The organism is Capsulimonas sp., assembly GCF_039929585.1.
Lineage (GTDB): Bacteria > Armatimonadota > Armatimonadia > Armatimonadales > Capsulimonadaceae > Capsulimonas.
In genome coordinates, this window is record NZ_JBDSQY010000184.1 from 1 (window position 1) to 11,571 (window position 11,571).

General features: G+C 60.5%; 9 protein-coding genes. 5 read left to right on the forward strand and 4 right to left on the reverse strand.

Translation table 11 applies throughout. The features are described from left to right. Window positions 1–108: 108 nt before the first annotated feature. From ABIZ35_RS13205 to nadD, 5 genes are read left to right on the forward strand one after another with little or no spacing between them, the layout of a single operon-like run. Window positions 109–2,688, forward strand: coding sequence for an SMC family ATPase (locus ABIZ35_RS13205; RefSeq protein WP_348220377.1), 2,580 nt, complete (start codon window positions 109–111; stop codon window positions 2,686–2,688). Then, the gene (locus ABIZ35_RS13210) at window positions 2,688–3,128 is read left to right on the forward strand and encodes a hypothetical protein (RefSeq protein ID WP_348220378.1); all 441 of its coding nucleotides are present in this window, start codon (window positions 2,688–2,690) and stop codon (window positions 3,126–3,128) included. Before ABIZ35_RS13205 ends, ABIZ35_RS13210 begins: the two co-directional genes overlap by 1 nt. Before the next feature lie 3 nt (window positions 3,129–3,131). Next, the gene (gene obgE, locus ABIZ35_RS13215; protein ID WP_348220379.1) at window positions 3,132–4,484 is read left to right on the forward strand and encodes a GTPase ObgE; all 1,353 of its coding nucleotides are present in this window, start codon (window positions 3,132–3,134) and stop codon (window positions 4,482–4,484) included. Beyond that, a complete protein-coding gene (gene proB, locus ABIZ35_RS13220) occupies window positions 4,468–5,607 on the forward strand; it encodes a glutamate 5-kinase (RefSeq protein ID WP_348220380.1) in 1,140 nt (379 codons plus the stop codon). The genes obgE and proB overlap by 17 nt, the downstream gene beginning before the upstream one ends. Window positions 5,608–5,631: 24 nt before the next feature. Then, the gene (nadD, locus tag ABIZ35_RS13225; RefSeq protein WP_348220381.1) at window positions 5,632–6,261 is read left to right on the forward strand and encodes a nicotinate-nucleotide adenylyltransferase; all 630 of its coding nucleotides are present in this window, start codon (window positions 5,632–5,634) and stop codon (window positions 6,259–6,261) included. On the opposite strand, the gene ABIZ35_RS13230 is transcribed toward nadD, so the two are convergent. The 4 genes from ABIZ35_RS13230 to dxr all read right to left on the reverse strand — a co-directional run bounded on the left by ABIZ35_RS13230 (window position 6,262) and on the right by dxr (window position 11,428). Then, the gene (locus ABIZ35_RS13230; RefSeq protein ID WP_348220382.1) at window positions 6,262–6,936 is read right to left on the reverse strand and encodes an MgtC/SapB family protein; all 675 of its coding nucleotides are present in this window, start codon (window positions 6,934–6,936) and stop codon (window positions 6,262–6,264) included. It lies immediately after the preceding gene. A 151-nt stretch (window positions 6,937–7,087) separates the two neighbouring features. Then, window positions 7,088–8,830, reverse strand: coding sequence for a proline--tRNA ligase (locus ABIZ35_RS13235; protein ID WP_348220383.1), 1,743 nt, complete (start codon window positions 8,828–8,830; stop codon window positions 7,088–7,090). Between the two features lie 22 nt (window positions 8,831–8,852). Next, window positions 8,853–10,295, reverse strand: coding sequence for a site-2 protease family protein (locus ABIZ35_RS13240; RefSeq protein ID WP_348220384.1), 1,443 nt, complete (start codon window positions 10,293–10,295; stop codon window positions 8,853–8,855). Continuing rightward, the gene (dxr, locus tag ABIZ35_RS13245) at window positions 10,292–11,428 is read right to left on the reverse strand and encodes a 1-deoxy-D-xylulose-5-phosphate reductoisomerase (RefSeq protein ID WP_348220385.1); all 1,137 of its coding nucleotides are present in this window, start codon (window positions 11,426–11,428) and stop codon (window positions 10,292–10,294) included. Before dxr ends, ABIZ35_RS13240 begins: the two co-directional genes overlap by 4 nt. Window positions 11,429–11,571 lie beyond the last annotated feature (143 nt).

Here is an 11,571-nt window from a genome sequence, read left to right on the forward strand (position 1 = left end):
CAGGCCCGGGTTTCATAACCGGGAAACTCTTGATGTGGGTTTTATACCCGCGTTTCCGAATGGGCATGGCTCTGACGCCTATATTGCCTCGGGATTTTAGATTTACTCATGATTCCAGTCCGCCTAGAACTCAAGAATTTTATGTCCTATGGCGAGGACGGCCCCGTGCTCGACCTCACCGGGATGCATACGCTGTGTCTTTCGGGGGAGAACGGCAACGGCAAGAGCGCTCTGCTGGACGCCATCACGTGGTCGCTGTGGGGCGAAAGCCGCGCGGGCAAGAACAAGCACGACGAACTCGTTCGCATTGGCGCGGATGAGATGAGTGTGCAGTTTACGTTCGATCTCGACGGGAACCGATATCGGGTCATGCGCAAGCGCTCCAAGCGGGCGGCGGGGAACGTGTGGGAGCTTCAGCAGGAGCAAGTGGACAGCGCCTGGCGGTCTCTGACGGGGAATAACTCTGGGGAGACTGAAAAGAAAATCCAGCAGCTTTTGCGCATGTCTTACGATACGTTTATCAACTCGGCCTATTTGAGACAGGGGCAGGCGGATCGGTTCGTTCAGCAATCGCCGGGCAAACGTAAAGAGATTCTGGCCGACATTCTGGACCTGTCTCGTTACGATCAGCTCGAAGCCAAGGCGCGGGAAAAAGCGCGTGAGGCGATGACCGAAGTGGTGGACGCCGAACGGGACATCAACGGTATGAGCGCGGAGCTGGCGAACGAAGCGCAGTACCGCGAGTCGCTGGCGGCTTTGCAGGCGCGTTACGCCGAACTGGAAGCCAAACAAGAGCTCCTCAAGAAAGAGTGGGATGACCTGCGGGATCGGCGCGGGCAATTGGAAAGTCAGCGTGAGTTCGCGGAGCGGGTGAAGGCGCAGATCGCGACGCTGGACGCCGAGATTTTAGAACTCACCAACGAACTGACGGACCAGAACCGCGAGGCCGACCGCTGGAAGGCCATTCTTGTGCGCAAGGACGAGATCGAGCGTGACCATGCGCTGCTCGTCACGACGCGCGAAGATTTGGTGAAGCTGGAAGAGAATGTCGCGAAGCTGCATCGCGGCCGCCAGATGCTGGCCGACGCTGAGAAAGAATGGCTGACGGCGCAGAACGAGATGCACCGCAAATTGGAGCGCTCGACGATCGATTACCAGCAGGCGCTGGGTCGTATTGCTGTCCTGCCGGATTTGCAGCGCGAGCACGCGGCGGCGAAGACAAAGGTTGCCGGCGCGGAGGCGATGGAGACCGAGCGTGCGACAGCGCAGGCGCGTCTGACGGTGGTTCGTGAGAATCTCTCGCAATTGCAGCAGGACAATGCCGCTGTCGGTGAGCAGATCAAGCAATGGGAAAGCCGGCTCGCGGCGATTGCCGACCAGCAGGGCGTCTGCACCGTTTGTAACTCGCCATTACCGCCGGAAAAGATCGCTGAGACGCAGCTGGAATATCAGGGCAGTCTTGTGGCCGCCAACGCGCAGCGCAAGGCCATCTGGGCGCAGGCGAAGCTGGCCAAGGAAGAATTGGGCGCGTTGGAGCGTCAGGTAACGGCGCTCGACCAGTCGCTGGCGGCGCTGACTGCGGATCGTGTGCGCCTCGGCCAGCTCGAACAGCGCTTGCTGGAGCTGGAGGAAGTGCAGCGTGAGCTGCCGCAATTGGAAACGCTCGCCACGGAAACGAAGAAGCTCTTCGACGCCAAAGCGTATGCGCCCGAAATTCTGGCGACGGTGACCCGTTATCGAGACGGCATTGAAAAGCTAGGCGATGTGGAGACGGCGCACGCGACGGCGCGAGAGACGGCGGCGCGGCTGGCGCCGGCCGAGCGTCAGCACCTGGAGCTTGCCCACGCGGCCGAGGCGCTCGCCGCGGCGGAAAGCCGATTGCAGCGCGCGGATCGGTCGCTGCGCCAGCGTCGGGATGCGCGCGACGAGGCCATGGTCCAGCAAAAGCAGATCGCCGATGTCAGCGCCGAACTTGCCGCCATTGATACGCGTACGAATGAGATTAAAGTGCTGGAGAGCGAGCGGCGGCAGAGCGCGAGCACGACGTCGCATGAAATCGGCCGCTACCAGCAGCTCGTGATGCGCTGTGAAGATCTGAAGGCTCAGAAGGTAATCAAGGAAGCGGTGCTGCTGTCTGCGAAAAAAGAGCAGGAGATTCACGACCAGCTCGCCAAAGCCTTCGGCAAGAAGGGCGTACAGGCCCTGATCATCGAGAACGCCATTCCGGAAATTCAGGAAGAAGCCAATCGATTGCTGGAGCGCCTCACCGACGGCGATATGACGATCTATTTCGAGACGCTGCGTGAGGCGAAGTCCAAAAAGGACACGCCGATCGAGACGCTGGACATCAAAGTCAGTGACAGTCTCGGAACGCGGCCATTGGAAATGTATTCTGGAGGAGAGGGCTTTAGGGCGGCGTTCGCCCTGAGGATCGCACTGTCCAAGCTGCTCGCGCGCCGCGCCGGCGCTAAGCTGCAAACGCTGATCATCGACGAGGGCTTCGGCACGCAGGACGGCAAGGGGCGGGAGCGCCTCGTGGACGCTTTGAACGCCATCAAGGACGACTTTGAGAAGATCATCGTCATCACGCACATTGACGAACTGAAAGACGCTTTCGCCTCACGTGTCGAGATTGTGAAGACGCCGATGGGATCGCAGATCACGATCATGGAAGGGGCGTCGGGCTGATGCGGCTGCGCTTCTTGGTGGGGGTAATCGCCGCATTTGCGGTGGCGTGGGGTATGAATCGGCTGGCGGCGCTGACGATCTTGAACATGATCTTTCAGGACCCTGCGCTTTATGACGGGGCGATCGGTCTCTTCACGCAGCTGATTCCCGCGTTCGCCGGCGGGCTTCTTGCGGGATTGATCGGCAAGACTTACGGGATGCAGGCGGCGGCGTTGGCGTTTGCGGTCTGGCTATTGGCCGGCGCGCTGCATCCATTCTGGCGAATTTTGCCTGTGACCCAGGCGTCGGAGCATAACCTGGGTCTCTACTTTCTGGTGCGCAACCCGGTTGTCGCCCTCGCGTTTGGAACGCTGGGCGGATGGCTGGGAGCGCAGTTTGCGACGGGTCGATTTATGCTGGCGGACCGAACGCCAATAGTGATCGACGGTTTGGAAGAGTAAATTATGTTTGTTGATGAAGTCACAATTAATGTCAAGGCGGGCGACGGCGGGGACGGCTCGGTCGGCTTTCGCAAAGAGAAGTATGTGCCGCGCGGCGGCCCCAACGGCGGGGACGGCGGTGATGGCGGCGATGTTTACATGGAGGCCGATTCCAATCTCTCGACGCTGCTCGATTTCCGCTTTCAGCGCAAATATGAAGCGCCGGATGGCGTGAACGGCGCAAGCCGGGATATGAACGGCAAGGGCGCGGACGATCTCGTCCTGAAAGTGCCGATCGGCACCGTCGCGACCGACCTCTCCAATGGCAAGGTCGTCGCCGACCTGACCAAGGCCGGCGAGAAGATCCGGATCCTCCGAGGCGGGCAGGGCGGGCGCGGTAACTCGCACTTCTCCAGCTCGACCTTGCAGGCGCCCAAGTTTGCGGAGAACGGCGAGCCGGGCCAGGAACTCACACTGAAGCTGGAGCTCAAACTTCTGGCCGATGTCGGTTTGATTGGCTATCCCAATGTCGGCAAGAGCACGCTGATCGCCGGCATTTCGGCGGCGAAGCCGAAGATCGCGGACTATCCGTTCACGACACTCGTGCCGAACCTTGGCGTCGTGCGCGTCGACGAGGAGCGTAACTTTGTGGTTGCGGACATCCCCGGCCTGATCGAAGGAGCGAGCGAAGGCATCGGCCTGGGGCACCAGTTCCTGCGGCATATTGAACGCACGCGTCTGCTCGTGCATCTCATCGACGTGTCGGGGCTGACGGGGCGAGATCCGCTGGACGATTACGCGATCATCAACCGGGAGCTGGAAGCGTATAACGCAAAGCTTTCGCAGCTGCCGCAGATCATCGCGCTGAACAAGATCGACCTTGCCGATCCAGAAATCGTCAAACTCTATCAAGAGGAGCTGTCCACGGAAGGCCGCCAGGTTTTCTTGATCTCCGCCGCGACGCGTCAGGGCCTGGAGGCGATCGTTTATGAATGCGCCACACGCCTCGCCGAGCTTCCCAACGAACCGGAGCCGGTGGACGAGACCGTCATGATCACGGTCGACACGATGGCCCAGCGCCGTCGCGATCGCCGGTGGGACGCCATTTACGACAGCGGCAACAATATCTATATCGTCAGCGGTCCAGGCATGGAGCGCGTTGTCGCCATGACCAACATGGACAACGAGGCGGCTGTTGAGCGCCTGCAAAAGACGATTGAGAAGGCCGGCGTGATCAACAAGCTACGCGCGCTCGGCGCGAAGCAGGGCGACAGCGTGCGGATCGGCAAGATCGAGTTCGATTTCTACGATGAGGATGCGGAGGTCCCGAGGTCGAAGAAGGCTTCAGACGACGATGACGATGAATACGAAGATTGAGTCGCCGGCGACTGAGCCGATGGTTATGACGCGTGTTGTGGTGAAAGTCGGCTCCAGCACCATTACCAATAGTGATGGCTCGACCGACCGGGAGTATATCGCGGGCCTCGCCTCGCAGCTCTCCGATCAGCGCGCGCAGGGCCGTTCCGTAATTTTGGTCTCCAGTGGCGCCGTCGCCGCGGGCATGGCGCGTCTGGGGCAGACCGGCCGCCCAAAAACGATCCCGCAGAAGCAGGCCGCCGCCGCCGTGGGGCAGGGCTTGCTGATGCAGACCTACGCCGAGGCGTTCGCCGTCCACGGAATTACGGTCGCCCAAGTATTGCTGACGCGTGACGATCTGCGTGATCGCACGCGTTATCTGAACGCACGCAATACGTTCGCCGCGCTGCTCAAAGCTGGTGTCGTGCCGATCGTCAATGAGAACGACACGGTCGCCGTGGAGGAGATCAAGTTCGGCGACAACGACACACTGGCGGCTTTGGTCGCCTCGCTTGCCGAAGCCGACGCGCTTCTTCTGCTGTCCGATGTCTCGGGACTGTACGATCGCGACCCAAGCCAGTTTGCCGACGCCCAGCTGATTCCAGTCGTCGCGAAGATCGACAAGGCGACCGAGCAGCGCGCCGGGAGCGCTCGCTCCAATGTTGGAACCGGCGGCATGACGACGAAGATCCAGGCGGCGAAGATCTGCGCCGGGACCGGTGTCCATATGACCATCGCTGACGGTCGCCGCGAAAACGTAGTCGCCGACGCCCTGAGCGGCGCCTGCGGCACGCTTTTCCTGCCGCGTCCCGAACGCATGGGCCAGCGCAAGCGCTGGATCGCCTATGGCGTCGTGCCTAAGGGATCGATCACCGTCAACGACGGCGCCAAGCAGCGCCTCATCGACGAAGGCAAAAGTCTATTGCCTGCGGGTGTCACACATATCTCCGGCCATTTCCGAGTAGGGGAGCTTGTGCGCCTTCTGGACGCCCAGGGCCACGCCTTCGCGCAGGGGTTTGTCAACTACGCCAACGACGATCTCTTCAAGATTATGGGGCGGCGTACGGCGGATATCCACCAGCTGCTCGGCGCCAAGCCCAGTGACGAAGTGGTGCACCGAGACAATCTCGTTCTCAATCTTTAACACGCCGTTTCAGGACTGTATGACATGGGGTTACGCATCGGCATTATGGGCGGCACATTCGACCCAATCCACTTCGGTCATCTTCTGATGGCCGAAGAAGCGCGCCAGGCGTTCGCGCTGGACGAAGTTGTTTTCGTGCCCAATGGGCGTCCGGCGCATAAGAAAGCGTATCTTGTCAGCTCGCCTGAAGACCGCTTTGTCATGACGGAGCTAGCGACGGCGTCCAATCCCCAGTTCTCTTGCTCTCGGATCGAGATCGACCGCCCAGGGCCATCGTACGCCATCGACACGATCCGTGCGTTCCGTAATCAATATCCTGACCTAGAAGCCCTCTACTTCATTACCGGCGCGGACGCCATCCTGCAAATTCTGACGTGGCATGAGTACGATCGCCTCGTGGAGCAGTGCCGGTTCATTGCCGTCACTCGTCCTGGCTTCTCGCTGGAGCGGCTGTCGGAGCTGGCCGACAAGAACTTCCTCGATCATGTTTCTTTCCTGCCAATCCCGGGGCTGGATATTTCCAGCACGGACATCCGCGTGCGCACTCACCAGGAGCGCAGTATTCGGTATCTTTGCCCTGACGGCGTGGTGGATTATATCAAAGAAATGGGATTGTATCGTCCGCATGAGATAGCGCCGGGCGAGATGGAATAGTTATTCCGTCCAGTGAAAGTGGATCACCTGGGGCTGATTTTTGAGGAACTCGTCAAGGTCGTCGCGCCTGGTGTTGCGCTTCATGACCAGTTCCAGGCGGACGATAAGACTGTCCGGAGCCTGCGTGAAGTTAATGTCACGAGTGCGCGTTCCGTGCTCGCGCAGTCCCTGCAGAAGCGTGCGCATTTCCATAAGCGCATTGTCTCCGGTTGCGAGCACGAGATTGAGCTCCTGGCGCTTCCGTTCTCTGTTCAGCGTCGATTCCAATCGGTCCAAGACCGACAGCGTGAGCAGCACGATCCCCGTGGCGACGACCGCTAGCCCAGCGTTTACGCCCCCGTAACCCACTGCAATCCCCAGACCCGCGACTACCCAGACGCTGGCGGCCGTCGTCAGCCCCCGCACCAGGCCGCTGGTGTCCCGCATGATGCAGCCGGCGCCGAGAAAACCAATCCCTGTAACAATCTGCGCCGCGATGCGTCCGCCAACGCCAGAAGAGCCATGGTCGACCACCGCGATCATCGCCGCGCCGACGCACACCAAAATATGCGTTCGAAGACCCGCCGGCCGCTCATGCCGCTCCCGCTCCCAGCCGACGAGGCCGCCGAGCAGGCCGGCGAGGAGGAGACGCCCGCTGAGTTCGATGAGGGGATATTGCTGGAGTAGGGATGTCATTGATGTGACTTGGGACGGCCCTCACCCGGCCCTTCGGGCCCCCCTCTCCCAATTCTGGGAGAGGGTTGGAATTAAGGTTTGAAAATCTCAAAAACTCTTGCTCCCCTTCTCCCAGAATTGGGAGAAGGGGCTGGGGGATGAGGGCCGCGCCTCACACCACGTGCGTGTCCACGTTCGCCTGGATCTCGTCCTTCAGTTGCTTGACGAGTCCCAGCACGTGCGCCGATGCGTCCGCGATGGGGACGGCTTGCTTGGAGTTGCGGTCGCGGCGCAGGCCTATTTCCAAAGTACCGCCGTCGGCAACGCCTTTGCCGACCGTCACTTTGACCGGGACGCCGATTAAGTCGCCGTCCTTGAACTTGACGCCGGGGCGCTCGACGCGGTCGTCCAGCAGGACGTCCAGGCCTGCGGCCTGCAGGTCGCTGTAGAGCGTTTCGGCGGCTTCGGTCTGGGCCGGGTCGGCGGGGTTGACCAGGATGATCGTGACGGCATAGGGGGCGATGGTGATGGGCCAGACGATGCCGTCGGCGTCGTGGTGCTGCTCGATGGCGGCGGCGAAGGTGCGTGAGACACCCAGGCCGTAGCAGCCCATTTCAAAGAACTTGGCGGTTCCGTCCACATCGTCGTATTCGGCGCGCATGGAAGAGCTGTACTTTGTGCCCAGGTAAAAGACGTGGCCGACTTCGATGCCGCGCTGGGTATAAAGCACGCCGCTGGCGTCGATCGGGCTCTGGTCTCCGGCGACGGCGGTGCGCAGGTCGAGATATTCGGGTTCGGGGAAGTCCCTGCCCGGCAGGACGTGCTGGAAGTGCGCATCGGCCTTGTTCGCGCCGACCACGCCGTCGCGAACGGTCGCCACTTCACGGTCGGCAATGATCCGGACGGATGCGGGCAAGCCGACGGGACCGGCGAAGCCGACGGGAGCGCCGGTGACGCGCTCGACCACGGCCGGCTCAGCGAGACGGGCCGGGCCGCCCAGGGTGCGTCCAAGCTTCGCTTCGTTCAGCTCCCGGTCGCCGCGCACCAGCGCGATTACGGGGCTTCCATCGGGCGCAACAAAGACGAGCGTTTTGATCAAGCGTGTGGCGTCCACTTTCAGAAAGCCCGAAACTTCTTCGATGGTTTTGACGCCGGGCGTGGAGACTTCTTCCATCGCGGCGACTTCGGTGTCGGCAGGCTCTGCGGGAACAGGGATCGCTTCACAGCGTTCGGCGTTCGCGGCGTAGCCTGTGACGCTGCATCGGAGGACCGTATCTTCGCCGTCTTCCGACAGCACCATGAACTCTTCGCTCAGCGATCCGCCGATGGCGCCCGAGTCCGCCTGGATGGCGATCGAGGCCAGGCCGCAGCGGGTGAACATGCGTCCGAAGGATTCGCGGACCTTCTTATAAGCGACCAGCGCGTCTTCTTCCGACCGGTCGAAGGTGTAGGCGTCCAGCATCAGAAACTCACGCCCGCGGATCAGGCCGCCGCGCGGGCGAGGCTCGTTTCGGAACTTCGTCTGGATCTGGTAACCCAGGAACGGAAGCTGCTTGTACGATTTGATCGTGTTGCGCACGACGTCCGTGATGACTTCCTCGTGCGTGAAGCCCAGGAAATAGTCGTGTGGCTTGGCGGTGAAGAGCACGTCGACTTTGTCGCGGCCGGATTCTTCCAGAAGCTCGCGGGGGATGAGCGCCGGGAAAAAGAACTCGTTGCCGGCGACGCGGTCCATTTCTTCACGCAGGATGTTCGAGATCTTATTGATTACGCGCAGTCCGAGCGGCAGATAAGAATAAACGCCGCTGGCGAGCGGCCGGATGTAGCCCGCTCGAAGAAGCAGGCGATGGCTGATCAGCTCGGCGTCCTTGGGAGCTTCGCGAAGGGTGGGGATAAAGGCTTGAGTTGCGCGCATGTTCTGTCCTGGTCGCTGCTTTCTAGTGTGGAAGCTTGTCACTGAATGTGCGAATAATATCATTCGCGTTGATCAATATAAAGAGTGTTCCGATAATGACGAGGCCCGTCAGCATGAAGGCTTGCTGCTGCTTCTCCGTCAGCTTTTTGCCTCGCCGCACCCATTCGATGAAGAAGGTCAGCAGGTGACCGCCGTCGAGAATCGGAATGGGCAGCATGTTGAAGATCGCCAGGCTGATCGAAAGCTGTGCAGCCAAGCTAATGGTCTCGTTGATGTTGACCTTGGAGGCGCGAGCCGTCTCCTGATACATTCGGATGACGCCGCCCGTCTGTTCCTGAAACTTGTGGCTCTTAACAAGATCGCGCAGGTTCTTGAACAAGATGACGATCATCTTGTTGCCCGTTTTGACGGATTCGACAAAACTAAGGCGCTCAACCATGGCGTCCATTCCAAATTTCAAGCCGCCGGGCGTTCGAACCGAGAATGTCGGCGAATTGCTGTCTTCCGCTGGGAGCGCTCCTTTGAGAGTTGTTGTGTCGCCCTTGCGCGCAACGATGAGCTGCACGTTTTTACCCGCGTACTTTTTCAGCGCCGCCGTGGCTTCCTCGGGTGTCTGGATAAAATCGGAATCCTCACCGTCTCTGGCGCCGGGAATGACCGCCCGCAACTCGTCACCGGCCTTTAAGCCTAAGTTTGACAAATTGCCCGGCTGGACCACATCCGCCACGGTGATATCTTTATTTGTGGTCTCGTCCTTGAGCGGCTCCGGCGTCGCGGTCAGCACCTTCGTTTCACCATTTCGGACAACGGTAATATGGATCTGCTTCCCCAGGCTGTGGCGGATCGTATCGACCATCTCCGGGCCGGTGCTGATCACTTTGTCGTCGATTTTGACGATCTTGTCTCCGGTTCTCAGGTCGGCTTTATATCCCGCTCCGCCGGGCATGACGACCGCAACACGATTGAGGATTTTCCCCGAAGATATTCCAATAGTGACCCCCATGAGACAGAAGATCACATATCCCAGGAGAAACGACATGACCGGGCCAGCAAGGATTGTGAGTGAACGCATCCAGAGCGGCTTGGCGTTGAAGCCGTCCGCCTCAGTGTAAGGCTGGCTCTCAGGCGTGTTTTCGGCGACCAAGGGGATCTCGCCGGCGTCAGGGTCGTCCTTGCGTCCTAGAAGCTTGTCTTTCGCCATGTTGATCGGTTCTTCGTCGGCGTCCATGCCCGCGATCTTGACGAAGCCGCCGATGGGGAGCAGCCGGACATTGTATTCCGTGTCGCCTCGTTTCGCCACCAGCCAGATCCGCTTGCCCATGCCGACGCTGAAGTCGTCGACACGCATGCCGCACAGGCGGGCGACGATGAAGTGTCCCCATTCGTGCGCGATGACGAGGATACTGAGGATGATCAACAGGACCACGCCGCTCTGTATCTTATCGAGAACCAAATGCAAGTTCATAGCTCCGCTGCTCCGTTCCATTGCAGGCTGGGATCTTCGTCAATCAAACGAGCCACCGTCAGCCGCGCCCACTGGTCCGCCGCCGCGATCTGGTCGAGATCGGGGGCTTCCAAGGGATGATGCGCGTGCATCGTCCGATCCACTAAGGTCATTATAGCAGGAAATGTAATCTTGGCGTCTAGAAACTGCGCCACCGCCGCCTCGTTGGCGGCGTTCAGGACGGCGGGCAGACCGCCGCCGGCGTCGCCTGCCTGCCGCGCCAGCAGCAGGCTGGGAAAGCGCTCCATGTCCGGAGCCTCAAAGGTCAGGGGCTTCGTGAGCTGCGTCATATCCATGCGCGGCAGGCCCGAATCGATGCGCTCCGGATAGAGCAGAGCGTACTGGATTGGCAGACGCATGTCCGGCAGTCCCAGCTGAGCAATCACTGCGCCGTCGTGATACTCCACGAGAGAGTGCACGACGCTCTGGGGATGAACGAGCACTTCGACCTGATCGATCGGAATATCGAACAGCCAGCGCGCTTCGATCGTCTCCAGCCCTTTGTTCATCAGGGTGGCGCTGTCGATCGTGATCTTGCGGCCCATGGACGGCCATGTGGGGTGGTTCAGTGCGTCCGCCAGAGTGACGGACTGCATGCGCGCCTTGCTCCACTCGCGAAATGGCCCGCCGGATGCCGTGAGTAAAATCTTGGCGACAGAGTTCTCCGGCGCGCCTTGCAAGCATTGAAAAATAGCGGAGTGTTCGCTGTCGATAGGCAGCAGCCGCGCGCCGTTTTCTCGGGCCGTGCGCGTGACGATCTCACCAGCGGCGACCAGCACTTCCTTCGTCGCCAGCGCGATATCCTTACCCTGTCGCAAAGCCGCCACCGTGGCGCGCGTTCCGACGGCTCCCGCCACGGACACGACAATCACATCGGCGTCCGGATGTGTCGCCAGCCGCTCCAGATCGGCGTTGTCGCCGCTTTCGATCCATTCGGGCGAGACGCCGAACTCTTGGGCCTGCTGCTTGAGAAGATCGACGTTGCGATGCCCGGACAGGGCGACGACTTGGAGACGGTCAGGGAGGCGGCGAACGATGTCGAGGGTTTGCGTTCCAATGCTGCCGGTGGAGCCGAGGATGACGAGTTTCTTTATTCTGTCTGGCAAAGTGCGCATGCCGCCTTAGAGGTTGATGTATTAGGTGCATACACCATAACAAGATAGCCGGCGAGATTAAGAGTGCCCGGCGAATGAATTCGCGGCTAAAAGTACAGCCGTCCACCTGCGTGGACTTCGGA